Raw genomic sequence first — 17,467 nt, 5'->3', positions numbered from 1 at the left:
CCATGGGTTGGGAGTTTTGGATCGATCGCGGCGGTACCTTCACGGATCTGGTGGGCCGTGCGCCGGATGGGCGCCTCGTGACACAGAAGATGCTGAGCGAGAACCCGCAACGCCATGACGATGCAGCGATTGCCGGCATCAAGACGCTGATGGGGATCGAGCTCGATGACGCGCTTCCCGAGGGCGTCATCGACCAAGTGAAGATGGGCACCACGGTGGCCACCAATGCATTGCTCGAGCGAAAGGGCGAACGTTGCCTCCTGATCGTCAATCGCGGCTTCGCCGATCTGTTGCGCATCGGCAACCAGGCCCGGCCACGGTTGTTCGACCTTGATATCCGTCTGCCGGCATTGCTGCACGAACGTGCCGTGGAGATCGCCGGCCGCGTCGGGGCAGATGGATCCGAGGTAGAGCCGCTGGACGAGGCGGGTGCGCGAGAAGCTTTCCAGGAGGCGAGGCGCGAGGGCATAACGGCCTGCGCCATCGCGCTGATCCATGCGTGGCGATATCCGGCGATGGAGCGACGCCTCGCCGAGCTGGCACGCGAGGCCGGCTTCACGCAGGTCTCGGCGAGCCACGAGGTTAGCCCGCTGCTGCGCCTGGTCCCTCGCGCCGATACGACTGTCGTCGATGCCTATCTCTCGCCGATCCTGCGCCGCTATGTCGCTCAGGTCACTGGTCATCTCGGCGACACGCGGCTGTCGTTCATGCAATCGAACGGGGGGTTGACCGGGGCGCGGCAATTCCGCGGCAAGGACGCCATCCTGTCAGGTCCAGCCGGGGGTATCGTCGGCGCCGCGCGCACCGCCGAACAGGCTGGCTTCGACCAGATCATTACCTTCGACATGGGCGGCACCTCGACTGATGTGGCTGTCTATGCCGGTGCTTATGAGCGCAGCTTCGAGACCGAGATCGCAGGCGTGCGGGTGCGCACGCCCATGATGGCGATTGGCACGGTGGCCGCGGGCGGCGGTTCGATCTTGCGGTTCGACGGTTCGCGCATGCGCGTTGGACCGGCAAGCGCGGGCGCCGATCCCGGCCCTGCGAGCTACCGTCGCGGCGGGCCACTGACAGTCACGGATGCCAATGTCTGCCTCGGCAAGCTGCACCCCGAACATTTTCCCGCGATCTTCGGCCCGCAAGGCAATCTTCCGCTCGATGTCGATGCGGTACGGAGCGGCTTTGTCGGATTGGCGCAGGAGATCGCGGCGGCAACAGGTGAGGAGCGCGACCCTCGCGAAGTTGCCGAGGGCTTCCTGCGGATCGCGGTTGCCAACATGGCGAATGCAATCAAGCAGGTCTCCGTAGCCAAAGGCCACGAAGCACGGCGCTTCGTGCTGCAGTGCTTCGGTGGCGCCGGTGGACAACATGCCTGCCTGGTCGCGGAAGCACTTGGAATGGAAACGGTCTTCATTCATCCGCTCGCGGGCGTTCTTTCCGCTTACGGGATGGGATTGGCCGATCAGGGAGTGCTGCGGGAGCAGGCGCTAGAGCGCGAGCTGTCAGCCGATAGCCTGCGCGACATCATGGCATTGGCGGAGTCGATGGGTGAGGCAGCGAGGCGCGAGTTGATTGCGCAAGGAAATCCGGAAGATGGTATCGGCTGCGTCGCTTCCGTGCATCTGCGCTACGCCGGCACTGAAGCAGCGCTGCCGGTGCGGTTGGCGGGGTTGCAGGAGATGCTAGCCGAATTTCACGAAACCCACCGCACCCGCTTCGGCTTTGCCTTCCCTGGGCGCACGCTGGTGGCGGAGACGCTTGCAGTGGAAGCCATCGCGCCTGGCGCAGCACTGCAGAGTCCCGCCGAGACGGCAACGCCGCATGAGGCAGTCCCTCTCGGCACGGCGGAAATCTGGACAAAGGGGGCGGCGTATCTCGCGCCGGTGTTCGACCGACCGAGCCTGAAGCCAGGCGCGCGCATCACAGGCCCCGCCCTGCTGCGCGAGCCGAACGCGACGACGGTGGTGGAGCCGGGCTGGCTGGGCGAGGTCGACCCCCAGGGTGGACTGGTGCTGCGTCGGACAGCGGCCAACACCGTACCGGTCGCAACAGATCTGACGCGGCCCGATCCCGTGCTCTTGGAGATGTTCAACAACTTGTTCATGCACGTCGCCGAGCAGGCCGGCATCGTCCTGCAGAACACGGCGATGAGCGTGAATATCAAAGAGCGGCTCGACTTTTCGTGTGCCATCTTTGACGCCGAGGGTCGTCTCGTTGCCAACGCGCCGCATGTGCCAGTTCACCTGGGCGCGATGGGCGAAAGCGTGCGCGCGGTGTTGCGCGACCGGGGCGCGACGCTGCGTCCCGGCGATGCGGTCGCGCTGAACAATCCGTCCAACGGCGGTACACATCTGCCTGACATCACCGTGGTTACCCCGGTATTCGACGAGAGTGGGAAGACGATTCGCTTCTTCGTCGCCTCGCGCGGGCATCATGCGGATATCGGCGGGATCACGCCAGGCTCCACGCCGCCCGATTCCAGAACGCTCGCGGAAGAGGGGGTCGTCATCGACGATTTTCTCCTGGTCGAACAAGGGCAGTTTCGAGAGATGGCGTTCCGCGCGGTCCTCGCCTCTGGTCCCTATCCGGCCCGCAGCCCCGATGTGAACGTTGCCGATATCAAGGCCCAGCTTGCAGCCAATGCACGCGGCGTGGAGGAGTTGGAGGCTCTCGTTGCGGAATACGGCTGGGACGTCGTCGCAGCCTATATGCGTCACGTGATGGACAACGCTGAGGAAAGCGTCCGGCGGCTGATTGCTCGATTGCCGAGTGGCAGCTTCAATTACCGCATGGACGATGGCACTTCGCTGCAGGTTGCCATCCGCGTTGATGCGGCGGGTCGCACGGCGGAGATCGATTTCACCGGCACCGGTCCGTGCCGCCCCGGCAACCTGAATGCGCCGCGCGCGGTGACGCTTGCCTGCGTGCTCTATGTCTTCCGCTGTCTGGTGCAAGACGACATTCCGCTCAACGAGGGCTGTTTACGTCCGCTCAAGGTCATCATCCCGCCCGGCTCGTTCCTCGATCCGCCGGCAGGCTCTGCAGTGGTGGCCGGCAACACCGAGGTGAGCCAGGCCGTATGCAATGCGGTGCTCGGTGCAGTCGGGACGCTCGCCTGTTCGCAGGCGACGATGAACAATCTCACCTTTGGTGATGCCGAGCACCAGTGTTACGAGACGATTTGCGGAGGCGCAGGTGCCGGGGATGGTTTCGACGGCTGTTCCGCCGTGCATACGCACATGACGAACACCCGCATCACCGATCCTGAAGTCCTTGAACTGCGCTACCCCGTTCGTCTCGATCAGTTCGCGATCCGACGCGGCTCCGGCGGTGACGGGCGTTGGCGTGGCGGTGACGGCGCGATCCGTGCGTTGCGCTTCCTGGCGCCGATGACCGCAGTGGTGTTGACCTCCCGGCGCGATGAGGCGCCGTTCGGTCAGGCCGGTGGCGCGCCGGGACAGCTTGGGGCTCAGCGAGTGGAGCGGGCTAGCGGCTGCGTCGAGGAATTGCCGCGCCGGGCGAGCATTCAGCTCAATGCTGGCGACATGATCGTGATCGAAACACCGGGTGGCGGCGGATTTGGCGCTGTCCAATCATCGGCCCAGGATAAGGGGATCGCAGCATGAGCGTCTATACAGGACCTGTTTTCGATATGGCAGCGACGCAGTTTGCGGCAATTGCCGATCACATCGGCATCCCGCAGGACGAGCGGGCACGGCTGCTCTATCCCAAGCGGGCGCTTGCTGTATCGATCCCGGTGCATATGGACGATGGACGCACCGAGGTGTTTCCCGGCTATCGCGTACAGCACCATCTCACCCTCGGTCCCACCAAGGGCGGAACGCGGTTCGCGCCCTCGCTGGATGTCGGCGAGACGGCGGCGTTGGCGATCTGGATGAGCTGGAAATGCGCCCTGGCCGGCTTGCCCTATGGCGGTGCCAAGGGAGGCGTCGCCTGCGACCCGGGCGCGCTGTCACGTCGAGAACTCGAAGCCATCAGCCGGCGTTACATGCAGGAGATGATTCCCTTTGTCTCGCCGCACACAGACGTCATGGCGCCCGATATGGGGACGAACGAGCAAGTGATGGGCTGGTTCATGGACACCTACTCGATGCATCAGGGCCATTCGGTGAACGAGATCGTCACCGGTAAGCCCGTTGCCCTCGGCGGTACGGAAGGACGGCGGGAGGCGACAGGGCGCGGTGTGGCTCACCTGGTAGGTCGTGCCTGCGAACGCCTCGCGATCAAGGCGAGCGGGGCCACTGCCATCGTGCAGGGCTTCGGCAATGTCGGAAGCGTCACGGCCCAGTGCCTGGTGGCCGAGCACGGCGTGAAGATTGTCGGCGTCTCGGACCACACGGCCGCCTTCTTCGATCCGCATGGCATCGATGTAACCCGGGTTTCGGCCTATGCCGCAAAGAACCGTGTGCTCGCTGGCTACACCGAAGCCGCGCGGATCGATCCCGCCGAGCTGCTCATGCAGAAGGCAGACATCCTTGCCCCCTGTGCGGTTGAGCGGGTCATCACCGGCGCCAATGCGGGACATCTGCAATGCGCTATCCTCGCCGAAGGCGCCAACGGCCCGACGACTCCCGAGGCTGACGCGATCCTCGCCCAGCGCGGCGACGTCTTCGTCATTCCGGACATTCTCTGCAATGCAGGGGGAGTCATCGTCTCGTATTTCGAGTGGGTGCAGGGGCTGCAACGGTTGTTCTGGTCGGAATCCGAAGTGAATGAAAAGCTGCGCCGTCTGCTGGACAGTATCTTCGCGCAGGTGATTACCCGAGCAACGAAGGATCGCATCTCCATGCGCATGGCTGCACTCGCGATCGGTGTTGAACGTGTACGGGGCGGCAAGCAACTTCGCGGATTATTCCCGTAAGTACAGGTCCAGGAACACGCTTGGAAAGCACTGCAAAATCCCATCGTCGCAGGTCGATTCAACTGCATCGCCTCCCGGACTCGAAAACTGCATCGAGATCGTCTCGGGCGGCGGCCGGTCGCGCACAAACGGCGGCTTTGAAAGATGCGTCCATAGCCTCGAGTCACAATCCGCTGCTGAAGCACGACCTCCCACGCGTCATAGCCCGTTAGATTGAGCAGGGGTACCTTCTGGTCATTTCCGTCTTTATTCCTCGGATCCTTTCTGTCTTGAATGACCACCAGTCGTTTCTTCATATCAACCAGCGGCCACTCGGGTTTGCAAATCTCTTCCTGGCGCAATGTGGTTGCGACGGCGTACCTGACGATTCGTCCCATCGGTATGAATTGCCGAGGGTTCGTCTCAAAATATTCGATCAGTTCGTCAAGCTCGTCCTGCGTGGGCCGTCGGTCACGCTCATTGCTTTTTCCAATCAGATTGAGGTGACTTAGAGCGACCCGTGCCAAACGAGCTTCCTCGGCCGAAACCTCGATACCGTGCACCGCGGCCGCCTGCGTTATGATCGTCCGAATGAAAGACAAATCGATGGCCAACGTTGCGGGACCAGCGCCTTCCTTGGCGCGCTTCCTTCCGAACTCGATCAGCCGTTCTCGATTGAGCGCGGAAAGCTTCACGCTGCCGAGCGCAGTCTTGAGCGACGCCATTACAGCTGCTTTTGATCGGCGAGGGGGCTTTCCAACTTCGTGCATGTCTTCATCGTGCAGGTCGATCAGATCACCAAACGTGCGGACGTTCCGCGCTGCGCGTGGCTTGGACGATCCGTCGCGGTCGATGTTGCGCTCCATCTCGAGCGCCCATTCTTCGCCGTCCTTGCGTCGTCGGAATGTCTCGGCCACATAGCGGGTCTTGCGGCGGACCCTGGACGCGCCAGTTTCCGGATGCCATTTGTGTGAAGGTCGCCACGCGTGTGCACTCCAGCTTTCGTGTGCACTATGTGTGCACTGAGAGGTCAAAACGGGTACAAACGTGTGCAATTTCGTCTAGTTTGGAGTGCACACGTTCGCGGTTCATCCCATTGAAGAGTAAGATAAACTGTTGAAATATCAAGACTATCGCTTCTCCGTGGCACCCATGATGGACTGGACCGACCGGCACTGTCGGGTGTTCCACCGTCAGCTGACCCGGCGCGCGCTGCTCTATACGGAGATGCTGACCACTGGCGCCGTGGTTCATGGCGATCGGGGGCGGCTGCTCGGCTTCGACGCGTGCGAGCATCCGGTGGCGCTGCAGCTTGGCGGGTCGGATCCGCGCGAGCTCGCGCTCGCTGCGCGGATCGGCGAGGAGTTCGGCTATGACGAGATCAATCTCAATGTCGGCTGTCCGTCCGACCGCGTGAAGGACGGCCGCTTCGGCGCCTGCCTGATGGCGGAGCCGGAGCTGGTGGCGCGATGCGTCGAGGCGATGAAGCGCGCGGTCGGCGTTCCCGTCACCGTCAAGTGCCGCATCGGCATCGACGAGCAGGATCCGGAAGTCGCGCTCGATACGCTTGCGCGCGCGGTGGTCGCCTCCGGCTGCGACGCGCTGATCGTGCACGCCCGCAAAGCCTGGCTCAATGGTCTGTCGCCGAAGGAGAACCGCGACATCCCGCCGCTCGACTATGATCGCGTTTATCGCCTCAAGCGCGCGATGCCTGATATGCCCATCATCATCAATGGCGGCGTCCCTGGCATCGACGAGGCGAAGGCACATCTCGATCACGTCGATGGCGTGATGCTCGGCCGTGCCGCCTATCAGGAGCCGTGGCGGCTGCTCAGCGTCGATCGCGACATCTTCGGCGAGGCGCCGCCGCATGCGACCATGCAGGACGCGTTCGAGGCGATGATGCCCTATATCGAGCAGCAGCTCGCCCGCGGCACGCGGCTGCACGCCATCACCCGGCATTTCGTCGGCGCGTTCCACGCCGTACCCGGCGCGCGGGCGTTCCGCCGGCATCTCGCCGAGCAGGGCGTGAAGCCGGGCGCCGGCCTTGATGTGCTGCGCGATGCGATCGCCCGCGTCGGTGCGCGCGCGCCGGCGGAAGCGGCGGCGTAAGTCTGCCTAATCGGCCGCCGTGCGCGTGCGGCGATGGCTGCTCTGCAGCTCCGGATAGCCGGTGAGCATCAGCGTGTCGGCGCGAACGCCCCAGCTCTCCAGGCGGTCGAGGAAGCTCATGCCGAGCAGGTTGGTCTTCATCTGCCCGCGCTGCACGACGAGGGCCGGCACCGATTTCTCGACGAGGTGGCCGACGGCGAGGCGGTCGAGCGTGAGCCGGGCCGCCTTGGTGTGGCCGCCCGCGGTTTCGAGATCGACGTCATATTCGAGCATCTCGAGCGGCAGTCCGATCGCTTTTGCTGTTTCCCAGGTCAGCACCACCGAGGTCGCGCCGGTGTCGATCACCATCGGAGCGGCGACGCCGTTGATCTTGGCGCGCAGCGCGAATTCGCCGCCCTGGCCGCGCTGGATCTGTACGGCAGGCGGCGGGGAGGCGGTCTGCGCGCGGAAAATATGCGAGACCTTGTTGCTGGCGCGGGCGATCTTGCTGGGATCGCCATAGGCGACGACGGCGCCGGCCGTGCCGGCGAGCATGACTAGGACAAGCAGGAAGCGCATCATGGCGCGCCTCCGAGGGCACGCGAGGCGATCAGGCGCGCTTCGGCGTTCCCGCGATCGGCGTCAGCCCGGCGTCCGTCATCCGCGTCGGCAGCAGCGCCATGACCGCGAGCCGCTCCGCGCTCTCCATGGCGTGCCAGCGTGCGATCTCCGGCAAGGTGCGGCCGCAGCCGAAGCACAGCTTGGTCCTGGGATCGATCATGCAGACGGCGACGCACGGCGTTTCTTTGCTCATTCGGACATAGTGGGGGATGGTCGGGCATTTCTGCAAGCATCTCGTTTAGGAGCCCGTGCCTGCGCTCATGATCGGCTTGTGACGCGGCCGCCGCTTCTCGTCTGCAATTGCGGAACTCTCCGGCTGGAGCGGCGGAGCCTCATCCGACATCGGTGCCAGCGCGCTCATCACGCGCTCCGGCGGGAAGGTGACGATCACCTCGGTGCCGATGCGCAGCTTCGATTTCAGCGTGAACGTGCCGCCGTGAAGGTCGATCAGATTTTTCGCGATCGGCAGGCCGAGCCCGGCGCCCTGTTCGGCCGACTTGATCGAGTTGGAACCCTGGCCGAACGAGGCAAGCACGACGGGAATCTCGTTCTCGGGAATGCCGGAGCCGGAATCCTTCACCGAGAGATATTGTCCGCCCGAGGCGGTCCAGCCGGCCTTGAGCCAGATCTCGCCGCCTTGCGGGGTGAACTTGATCGAGTTGGAGAGCAGATTGAGCACGACCTGGCGGACCGCGCGCTCGTCGGCCCACAGCCGCGGCATCGCCTGCTCGAACACTTCGTGGATCGTGATGCCGCGGCTGGACGCGCGCAGCTTCATCAGATGATGGCAGTCGGCGACGATGCCGACCAGCGACACCGCTTCCTCGTTCAGCTCGTAGCGGCCCGCCTCGATCCGCGACAGGTCGAGGATCTCGTTGATGAGGTTGAGCAGGTGCACGCCGGAATTATGGATGTCGGCGGAATATTCCTTGTACACGCTCACCGCATGCGCGCCGAAAATTTCGCTCTTCATCACCTCGGAGAAGCCGAGGATCGCATTCAGCGGCGTGCGCAGCTCGTGGCTCATCTGCGCGAGGAAGCGCGACTTGGCGACATTGGCGGATTCGGCGCGGTGACGCGCCTCGTCCGAGATTGCTTTCGCCTGTTCCAGCTCGCCGATCAGCGCGTCCTTCTCGGCGCGCGCCTCGAGGGTTGCGAAGGTCGAGGAATGCAGGCGGTGCGCCAGCAGCACGAAATAGCCTTCGGCCGCGAGCGCGAGCGCCGCCAGGATGTAATTGTCCAGCGAGCCGGTCATCACGAAGCTCAAGGCCATCGCGACCGCGACCGGCGCGGTGGCGGCGAGGGCTGCGATCGGCAAATTGGCGGCGAGCATGCTCGACACTGCGATCACCAGCAGCATCAGGAACATCATCAGCGTTTCCGTGACCATGTCGAGCACGGGATGGATCAGGATCGCCATCCAGCACAGGCCGTAGAGCAGGTCGAGCAGGACGAAGCGTGTCCGCCAGGCGCGCGTTGACGTCGGCGAGGAGGGCTCCGCCAGAAAGCGCCGGCAGCTGCGGATCATCGCGGCGTGAATGCAGATCATGCCGCAGGTCCAGGCCGCGGCCGGGATCGGCTGCATCCACAGCCCGAACAACACACCGGTGGCAACCACCAACAGCAGCACGACATAGGAGGCGGACAACCGGGTCTGCGCATATTGGCGCAGCATCTCGGCGTCGAAGGCCGGCCGGGTTCCGCTGGTCGACGTTAACTTGTCGCGGGCCTCGCGCACCCGCTGCGCCGCGGCCCTTCGGCTGCTCGCCGACGGAGCGCTGACTGGCTCGGCCGGAAGCTGAACTACCTCTGGCTTTTCAGCGGGGTTACTCATCGCAACAACAACGATTCCTGGCCCGCGCGAGGCGGGCCTTCTGCATTGTCTATCTGTGGCAAGAAATCCTTAAGAGGTGACTTAAGGAGCTAAAGAATTACGTTAACCGCGCGTTAATTTTCAGCCCGCGCGGCCGTTCAGTGCAGCGCAGCATGCTGCGCGACGTAGACGACGGCGCCTGCGAGATAGCCCGCGAGCGCGGGGCCGGCGATGCGGCGGGCGTACCAGAGGAACTCGATCCGCTCGAGCCCCATGGCGGCGACGCCTGCGGCCGAGCCGATGATCAGGATCGAGCCGCCGGTGCCGGCGCAATAGGCGATGAACTCCCAGATGAAGCTGTCTGGCGGGTAGTGGCCGAGGTCGTACATGCCCATGGTCGCTGCGACCAGTGGGACGTTGTCGATGACGGCGCTGAGCAGGCCGAGCACGACGACGATGATGTCCTGGCGGCCGATGGTCGCTTCCAGCCATCGCGCCAGCATCGTGAGCAGGCCCGCATGTTCGAGGCAGGCGACCGCGAGCAGGATGCCCACGAAGAACACGATCGAGCCCATGTCGATCCGCGTCAGCGCATGCGCCAGCGTGAGGGGATGGCGGACATGCTCGTCCTTGCCGCGGTGAACGACCTCGCCGACCAGCCAGACGATGCCGAGCCCGAGCAGCACGCCCATGAAGGGCGGCAGATGCGTGACCGCCTTGAAGGCGGGCACGGCGATCAGCGTGCCGAGCCCGAGATAGAACATCAGGTTGCGCTCGAATGCCTCAATGACCTGCAAGCCGTCCTCCTTCGGCGGCGGTGCAATGGTCTTCCCCCTCACCAGGAAGCTGAGGAAGGCGAGCGGGACGAGCAGATTGACCAGCGAGGGCAGGAACACCGCGCCCATGATGTTGAGCGGTGTGATCTGCCCGCCGATCCACAGCATGGTCGTGGTGACGTCGCCGATCACGGTCCATGCGCCGCCGGCGTTCGCGGCGATGACGATGAGGGAGGCGAACAGCAGCCGGTCCTCGCGCTTGGCGATCAGCCGCTGGATCAGCGAGACCATCACGATGGTGGTCGTCAGGTTGTCCAGGATCGCGCTGAGGAAGAACGCCACGAAGCCGACCAGCCACATCAGCCGGACCTGGCTCGTCGTGCTGATGCGGGAGGTGATGACCTCGAAGCCGTCATGGGCGTCGATGACCTCGACGATGGTCATCGCGCCGATGAGGAAGAACACGATCTGTGCGGTGGAGGCGACGGACTCGTTGAGCGCATGGTTGACCAGCGCATGGTCGCCCGTGGTGACCGCGTAGACCGTCCAGAGCAATGCGGCGCCGATCAGCGCCGTGGCACTCTTGTTGATCCCGAGCGGATGCTCGAGCGCGATCGCCGCATAGGCGACGACGAAGATGACGGCGATCGCGGTCAGCAAAGCGGGAACGGTCCCTCAGACGTCAGCGTTGCAGGCGCGCAAGCAGGCTCGACGTATCCCAGCGCTTGCCGCCCATCTTCTCGACCTCGGCGTAGAACTGGTCGACCAGCGCGGTCACCGGCAGGGTGGCGCCGTTGCGGCGGGCTTCGGCCAGCGAGATCGAGAGGTCCTTGCGCATCCATTCGACCGCGAAGCCGAAATCGTATTTGTCGTCGTTCATGGTCTTGTAGCGGTTCTCCATCTGCCAGGACTGCGCCGCGCCCTTGGAGATGGTCTCGATCACCGCGGCGACGTCGAGGCCGCTCTTCTTGGCGAAGTGGATGCCCTCGGAGAGGCCCTGCACGAGGCCGGCAATGCAGATCTGGTTGACCATCTTGGTCAGCTGGCCGCTTCCGGCGGGCCCGAGCAGCTTGCACATCCGCGCATAGGCGCCCGTGATGATCGGCTCGGCGCCGGCATAGGCATCCTGCGCACCGCCGCACATCACCGTCAGCACGCCGTTCTCGGCGCCGGCCTGGCCGCCGGACACGGGAGCGTCGACGAACTTGAAGCCGGCCTTGGTCGCGGCCGCGTCCAGCTCGCGCGCGACTTCGGCGGAGGCGGTGGTGTGGTCGACGAAGGTCGCGCCCTTCTTCATGCCGGCGAATGCGCCGTCAGCGCCGATCGTGACCGCGCGCAGGTCGTTGTCGTTGCCGACGCAGCACATCACGAAATCCTGGCCCTCGGCGGCGGCCTTCGGGGTCGCCGCGGTCTTGCCGCCGAACTTGTCCGCCCATTCCTTCGCCTTGGCCGCGGTGCGGTTGTAGACGGTGACCTCATGGCCCCCTTTTTTCACGAGGTGTCCGGCCATGGGGAAGCCCATCACGCCGAGACCGAGGAAAGCGACTTTAGCCATGTGTGTGTCCGCAGCTTGAGTTTTACGGTTGCAGCCGGGTGAGGGACGCCAGCCGGGGGATCCTAAGGTTCCACATGAAGGGGAACGGGCGCACCATAAACCCTTGATGGCAGAGGGCAACGGCTTCGTTTGACGCCCCCCTGTGCTAGGATGGCTGATCTGGGATCTTCAACAAGGACTTCAAAAAAGGAGCAGAGGGATGGGCGGCGTGAGCGTGGGCATGCTCGATCATTTCAACATCCGGACCCGGCATCTGGCCGAGACGGTCCGCTTCTACGAGGACGTGCTGGGCCTGGAAAAAGGCCCGCGGCCGGATTTCGCCTTTCCCGGCGCCTGGATGTACAGCGAGGGCAAGGCGGTGGTGCACCTCGTCGATATTTCTCCGACCGCCGAGCCACAAAAGCCGGATTCCGGCGTTGTCCACCATGTCGCCTTCGTCAGCCGCGGGTTCGACGGCATGAAGCAGCGGCTGGCCTCGAAAGGCATGAAATTCGACTCCCGCCAGGTGCCCGGCGGCGAGCTCTGGCAGATCTTCGTCCACGACCCCAACGGGGTCATGATCGAGCTCAATTACGAGGCGGCCAGCGAGCAGGGAGCCGCGCCCGCCGAGATGGCTGACGATATCGGCAGGCAGTAGCCTTTTGGGCGTTTCCGCTCTAATGGGGCATCTTGAACTTCAGGAGATGCGCTTTGAGCGTGACGCAGCAACAGGTTCTCGACAGCCTCGCCCGGATCAAGTCGCCGCGCGGGGTCGCGCTCACCAATGCCAATGTGCTGAGCGCGATCAGCGCCTCGGATGGCAAGGTGTTCTTCTCGATCAATGTCGATGCCGCCGAGGCGCGGGCCTGGGAATCCATCCGGGCCGAGGCCGAGGCCGCCGTGCGCGCCATTCCCGGCGTCACCACCGTGATGGTGGCGCTGACCGCCGAGCGCAAGCCGGGCTCCGCGCCGCCACCCCCGCAGCCGAGCCGCGGCACGCCGGGCGTGCAGCCGGTCCATGCCCACAAGCCGCCGCCACAGGGCGGCGCCCAATCGCCGATGGCGCGGCAGTCCGAGATTCCCGGCGTTGCCGCGGTGATCGCGGTCGCCTCGGGCAAGGGCGGTGTCGGCAAGTCGACCACCGCGCTCAACCTCGCGCTCGGCCTGCGCGACCTCGGCCTCAAGGTCGGGCTGCTCGACGCCGACATCTACGGCCCCTCGGTGCCGCGCCTGACGGGCCTGCGCGACAAGCCGGAGCTGGACGGCGAGCGCAAGATGATTCCGCTCCGCCGCTTCGGCCTCGCCATCATGTCGATCGGCTTCCTGGTGGAGGAAGAAACCGCGATGATCTGGCGCGGCCCGATGGTGATGTCGGCGGTGACGCAGATGCTGCGCGACGTCGCATGGGGCCAGCTCGACGTGCTGGTCGTCGACATGCCGCCGGGCACCGGCGATGCCCAGCTCACGCTGGCGCAGAACGTGCCGCTGAAGGGGGCGGTGATCGTCTCGACCCCGCAGGACCTCTCCCTGATCGACGCAAGGCGGGGGCTTGCGATGTTCAAGAAGGTCAACGTGCCCGTGCTCGGCATCGTCGAGAACATGAGCTATTTCCAGTGTCCGCATTGCGGCACCAAATCCGACATCTTCGGCCATGGCGGCGCCCGTCACGAGGCCGAGAAGCTCGGAGTACCGTTCCTGGGCGAGATCCCCTTGCACATGGCGATTCGCGCCACCTCGGACGCCGGCAAACCCGTCGTCGACAGCGAGCCGGACGGCCCCCATGCGGCGATCTACCGCGCCATTGCGGGACAGGTCCGGGACCAGCTCAAGGGCGTCATCGCCGCAGCCTGAGGCTGTCAGGCCAATCCGTCGGGGAGATGCGACTTTCGTAGACCCCCATCATGCCATTGTCGCGTTCCGAAAGCGCCCCGTCCGTGTTAAACGCCCACGGCAGTCAAGCCCCTTCGGTTCGACGCGGCCTGAACGCGTCGCCGGAATGAGCGGCGGCACAAAGAGAAGTTGAGGGGAAACGCCCCAGCAAGGAGAGACCTGAAGATGAAGCGTCGTGATTTCCTGAAAGTGTCGGCAGCAGGCGCGGCGGCGACCGTCGCGGTGGCCTCGCCGGCGATCGCGCAATCCTCGCCTGAGATCAAGTGGCGCCTGACGTCGAGCTTCCCGAAGTCGCTCGACACCATCTATGGCGGCGGCGAGCAGCTGGCGAAGTACGTCGCCGAAATGACTGACAACAAATTCCAGATCCAGGTGTTCGCCGCCGGCGAAGTCGTCCCGGGTCTCCAGGCCCTCGACGCGACCTCGAACGGCACGGTCGAGATGTGCCACACGGTCTCGTACTACTACGTCGGCAAGGACCCGACCTGGGCGATCTACGCCTCGGTGCCGTTCGGCCTCAACGCGCGCCAGCAGAACTCCTGGTGGTACCAGGGCGGCGGCGAGCAGCTCGGCAACGAGTTCTTCAAGAAGTCGAACGTGATCGGTTTTCCCTGCGGCAACACCGGCACCCAGATGGGCGGCTGGTTCCGCAAGGAGATCAAGACCGTTGCCGATCTCTCCGGCCTCAAGATGCGCATCGGCGGCATCGCCGGCCAGGTGCTTCAGAAGGTGGGCGTGGTGCCGCAGCAGCTCGCCGGCGGCGACATCTATCCGGCCCTGGAAAAGGGCACCATCGACGCCGCCGAGTGGGTCGGTCCCTACGATGACGAGAAGCTCGGCTTCGCCAAGGTCGCCAAGTACTATTATTATCCGGGTTTCTGGGAAGGCGGTCCGATGGTCCATGCCTTCACCAATCTGGACAAGTGGAATTCGCTTCCGAAGAACTACCAGGCGATCCTCTCCAACGCGGCGGCCAATGCCAACAGCTGGATGGCCGCGCGCTACGACATGCAGAACCCGGCGGCGCTGAAGCGTCTGGTCGCCGGCGGCACCCAGCTTCGTCCCTTCACCAACGAGGTGCTCGAGGCCTGCCTCAAGTCGACCAACGAGCTGTGGGCGGAGATCTCGGCCAAGAACGCCGATTTCAAGAAGTCGATCGACGCCATGCAGGCCTACCGCTCCGACGAATATCTGTGGTGGCAGGTCGCCGAATACACCTACGACAGCTTCATGATCCGCTCGCGCACCCGCGGCTGATCGTTCCAGCACGTCGCAATCGGAAAGCCCGGCCTCCGACGAGGCCGGGCTTTTTCTTTGCTCGAGGATGGGTGCCAAAACAAAAATGTCGAAAACAACCCCATGCACAGTAGAAACGAGGTGAGGGCGGGTAGCCTCGTCGATGCTGCCAACAGCTTGACGGGGCGGGGCAATTCACCGGGACACTGCGATCACGGAGCAGCCGGTGCCGACGCGCCGATTTTTGCGACCGTGACCGCAATGACCGGCGGTGGGCGTGGGGGCCCCAGCCGACCGGCGAGGCGGTTTGACACGTCGGGCAAAACAGTGGCATAAAGCGATAATCGTATAATCCGAAATTCGGCTGCCGCCCGATCGCCGGGGGAGCGACGATGAACTTCGATCCCGATGACATCAAGCGCGCGCTGCTCAAGGCATGGTCGCTGTCGACGGCCAGCAAATGGACGGCGGACAATCCGGCGGCGGGGCAATGCAACGTCACTTCGCTGCTGATCCACGAGCTCTTCGGCGGTGACCTGCTGAAGACGCCGCTGCCCGCCGGCGACCATTTCTACAACCGGATCGGAGGCAAGAGGTACGACTTCACGGCGAGCCAGTTCGATGCGCCGATCGCTTACATGGACGTTCCGACGGATCGCGCCGATGCGGAGTTGGGAGCAACCGGCGAGCAACTCGCTGAACTCAGGGCCGCTTTTGAGAGAGAACTATAGGTAGCGCAGAAGCGAACCTCATTGTGCGAGCTCGGATCGTAGGATGGGTAGAGCGAAGCGAAACCCATCATACCGCCCCAGGGTGATCGTTATCACCGTCGCCTCGGCGAGGCCGCCGATGGGTTTCGCTGCGCTCTACCCATCCTACGGACTACATCAACTCCCGGAATGCACCGTTCTTGCCCAGCCTCGACGCGTCAACCGTTATTCGGTATCTCAGAAATGCGGTCCAGGGCGGCCGTTTCTACTTTGCATGGGATTGTTTTCGACATTTTTGTCTGACACCCATCAAAGCGCCGCGCGCAGAGCAAAATTGATCTGCGTCAAGAGATCGGCGCGAGGCCCGTAGGAAGGATGCAGCGCAATCTCTCGAGAGGGATCACCATGAACGGCAATCGATACTACGGCGTCCGCGTCGAAGGCGCCAAATACGGCGTCGGCTTTGGCTCGGCGCTCGCCATCGCGATATCCTACACCAACAACCATTCGATCCTGTGGGCGATCATCCACGGGATCCTGGGCTGGCTCTACGTGATCTTTGTCGCACTGTTTCGGTGACGAGATGTAGCCCGGCTACTTGCCAACCTGCGCGCCTCCAGCCTACACAGCGCGCAGCTTTTTCCGGAGATCGACACCTGCCATGAACGACGCAACAAAATGCCCGAACTGCCAGTCGGAGCACGCCTATCAGGACCGCGATCTCTGGGTCTGTCCGGAGTGCGCCCATGAATGGAGCGCTGCGGGCGATGCGGCCGCGCCGGTCCCGCAGGAGGCTGGGGTGCGCGATGCCCATGGCAACATCCTCACTGATGGCGACAGCGTCGTCGTGATGAAGGACCTCAAGGTCAAGGGATCGTCATCGGTCGTCAAGGGCGGCACCAAGGTCAGGAACATCCGCCTCCAGGACGCCACCGACGGCCACAACATCGCCTGCAAGATCGACGGCATCGGCGCGATGAACCTGAAATCGGAATTCGTGAAGAAGGCGTAGCAGGCGCAATTGACGGCTGCACTTCGCCGGGCCGCGCCGCCTCACGGTATCTCGTAGACCGACACTCTCTCCGCGATCCCGTCGAGCGCGACGCTGCGGCGGGTCGGGTTGAGGCCGCTGGCTTCCAGCAGGTCGCGGGTCCTGGCGTGGTCCACCACCGGTTCCGTCACGACGATCGAGCGCGAGGCAGCCAGGCCCTGAACGCGCGAGGCGATGTTCCGGTCTGCCCAAAATAGTCCTGCTGGCCGTTGAGCGTGACCGCGAGGCACGATCCCTCGTGGATGCCCATCTTCAGCAACAGGCCCTGCTGCTGGCGCTGGGGCCCTAGCTCGCTCATGGCCTCGCGCATGCGGATCGCAGCGGCAATGGCGCGATGGGGCGGTGCGGTAGAGATCGCGGAAAGTCTGGTTCGTGAGGAGGCGCTTTGTGCGGTCAGGCTCGGCTTGCGCCGGGTTAGGAGATCCTCGAGCTGTTGGTTCGCCACCCACACCGCCGGCGGCACGCGCGCATCGGTGAGGTTTTCCAGGGTCAACCGCAGCGCGCCGGGGCGCAGCGGGTAGGATGGGTAGAGCGCAGCGAAACCCATCACGTTCACGCCGGGTGCTGTCGATGGGTTTCGCTGCGCTCTACCCATCCTACAAGTTGGGCTTTGCGGCGCTGAGGTTGGGCTTTCTTCTTTGGCTTGCCGCTGTTGCTTGCGGCACTTTTGAAGCCGGAACGTCGGGACGTTGCTCCTGGTTGGCTTGATGCAGGATGAGGCCGCTTTCGGTCATAGCAGACCGATCACGGCTGCCAGAGCAGCCCGGCCCCCGCGGCGGCCGGGCTTTTTCTTTGCCGCAGTGCGATCACGATGGAATTCCGTTGGCCGTTACGTCATGCTGGTCTCCAAGCCTCGGCAAGAAGGCTCAACAATCAGATCCATC

14 protein-coding genes and 1 pseudogene are annotated in these 17,467 nt (G+C 64.3%); 9 read left to right on the top strand and 6 right to left on the bottom strand.

Features of this window, described 5'->3' with window-relative positions; all coding sequences use genetic code 11:
* Positions 1–2: 2 nt before the first annotated feature.
* The 3 genes from AAFG16_RS30470 to dusA all read left to right on the top strand — a co-directional run bounded on the left by AAFG16_RS30470 (position 3) and on the right by dusA (position 6,973).
* Positions 3–3,626 carry a hydantoinase B/oxoprolinase family protein gene (locus AAFG16_RS30470; RefSeq protein ID WP_342731207.1) on the top strand — a complete coding sequence of 1,208 codons (3,624 nt, stop codon included), beginning with the start codon at positions 3–5 and terminating at the stop codon, positions 3,624–3,626.
* A complete protein-coding gene (locus AAFG16_RS30465; protein ID WP_342731205.1) occupies positions 3,623–4,882 on the top strand; it encodes a Glu/Leu/Phe/Val dehydrogenase in 1,260 nt (419 codons plus the stop codon). The genes AAFG16_RS30470 and AAFG16_RS30465 overlap by 4 nt, the downstream gene beginning before the upstream one ends.
* Positions 4,883–6,013: 1,131 nt before the next feature.
* Complete coding sequence (gene dusA / locus AAFG16_RS30460) at positions 6,014–6,973, top strand: tRNA dihydrouridine(20/20a) synthase DusA (RefSeq protein ID WP_342740998.1); 960 nt, start codon at positions 6,014–6,016, stop codon at positions 6,971–6,973.
* Positions 6,974–6,979: 6 nt separating this feature from the next.
* On the opposite strand, the gene AAFG16_RS30455 is transcribed toward dusA, so the two are convergent.
* From AAFG16_RS30455 to AAFG16_RS30435, 5 genes are all read right to left on the bottom strand, one after another.
* Positions 6,980–7,534, bottom strand: coding sequence for a TIGR02281 family clan AA aspartic protease (locus AAFG16_RS30455; RefSeq protein WP_283080184.1), 555 nt, complete (start codon positions 7,532–7,534; stop codon positions 6,980–6,982).
* A gap of 28 nt (positions 7,535–7,562) precedes the next feature.
* Positions 7,563–7,766 carry a DUF1289 domain-containing protein gene (locus tag AAFG16_RS30450; protein WP_342731203.1) on the bottom strand — a complete coding sequence of 68 codons (204 nt, stop codon included), beginning with the start codon at positions 7,764–7,766 and terminating at the stop codon, positions 7,563–7,565.
* A 45-nt stretch (positions 7,767–7,811) separates the two neighbouring features.
* A complete protein-coding gene (locus tag AAFG16_RS30445; RefSeq protein ID WP_283080182.1) occupies positions 7,812–9,407 on the bottom strand; it encodes a HAMP domain-containing sensor histidine kinase in 1,596 nt (531 codons plus the stop codon).
* A gap of 137 nt (positions 9,408–9,544) precedes the next feature.
* Entirely contained in the window at positions 9,545–10,822 is a 1,278-nt protein-coding gene (nhaD, locus tag AAFG16_RS30440) for a sodium:proton antiporter NhaD (RefSeq protein WP_342731201.1), read from the bottom strand.
* A gap of 22 nt (positions 10,823–10,844) precedes the next feature.
* Positions 10,845–11,717 (bottom strand): NAD(P)-dependent oxidoreductase, encoded by an 873-nt coding sequence (locus AAFG16_RS30435; RefSeq protein ID WP_342731199.1) that lies wholly within the window; start codon positions 11,715–11,717, stop codon positions 10,845–10,847.
* A 199-nt stretch (positions 11,718–11,916) separates the two neighbouring features.
* Here AAFG16_RS30435 and AAFG16_RS30430 point away from each other — a divergent pair, with 199 nt between their 5' ends.
* The 6 genes from AAFG16_RS30430 (at position 11,917) to AAFG16_RS30405 (ending at position 16,544) form a co-directional block, all read left to right on the top strand.
* The gene (locus AAFG16_RS30430) at positions 11,917–12,354 is read left to right on the top strand and encodes a VOC family protein (protein ID WP_342731197.1); all 438 of its coding nucleotides are present in this window, start codon (positions 11,917–11,919) and stop codon (positions 12,352–12,354) included.
* 53 nt (positions 12,355–12,407) lie between these two features.
* Positions 12,408–13,547, top strand: a complete 1,140-nt coding sequence (locus tag AAFG16_RS30425; protein ID WP_342731195.1) for an Mrp/NBP35 family ATP-binding protein — start codon at positions 12,408–12,410, stop codon at positions 13,545–13,547.
* Positions 13,548–13,751: 204 nt separating this feature from the next.
* Complete coding sequence (locus AAFG16_RS30420; RefSeq protein ID WP_342731193.1) at positions 13,752–14,843, top strand: TRAP transporter substrate-binding protein; 1,092 nt, start codon at positions 13,752–13,754, stop codon at positions 14,841–14,843.
* Positions 14,844–15,214: 371 nt separating this feature from the next.
* Entirely contained in the window at positions 15,215–15,553 is a 339-nt protein-coding gene (locus AAFG16_RS30415; RefSeq protein ID WP_342731191.1) for a hypothetical protein, read from the top strand.
* Between the two features lie 384 nt (positions 15,554–15,937).
* Positions 15,938–16,111, top strand: coding sequence for a hypothetical protein (locus tag AAFG16_RS30410; protein ID WP_018644642.1), 174 nt, complete (start codon positions 15,938–15,940; stop codon positions 16,109–16,111).
* Positions 16,112–16,193: 82 nt separating this feature from the next.
* Entirely contained in the window at positions 16,194–16,544 is a 351-nt protein-coding gene (locus tag AAFG16_RS30405; protein WP_283080175.1) for a zinc ribbon domain-containing protein YjdM, read from the top strand.
* Positions 16,545–16,585: 41 nt separating this feature from the next.
* Here the strand turns inward: AAFG16_RS30405 and AAFG16_RS30400 are convergent.
* Positions 16,586–17,097 (bottom strand): annotated as a pseudogene (locus AAFG16_RS30400) (DUF5939 domain-containing protein); the annotation flags it as partial.
* Positions 17,098–17,467: the final 370 nt, after the last annotated feature.

It is taken from the genome of Bradyrhizobium sp. B117, assembly GCF_038969555.1.
Lineage (GTDB): Bacteria > Pseudomonadota > Alphaproteobacteria > Rhizobiales > Xanthobacteraceae > Bradyrhizobium.
The sequence above is the reverse complement of the archived record's forward strand: the minus strand, read 5'-3'. Positions and strand labels throughout refer to the sequence as shown.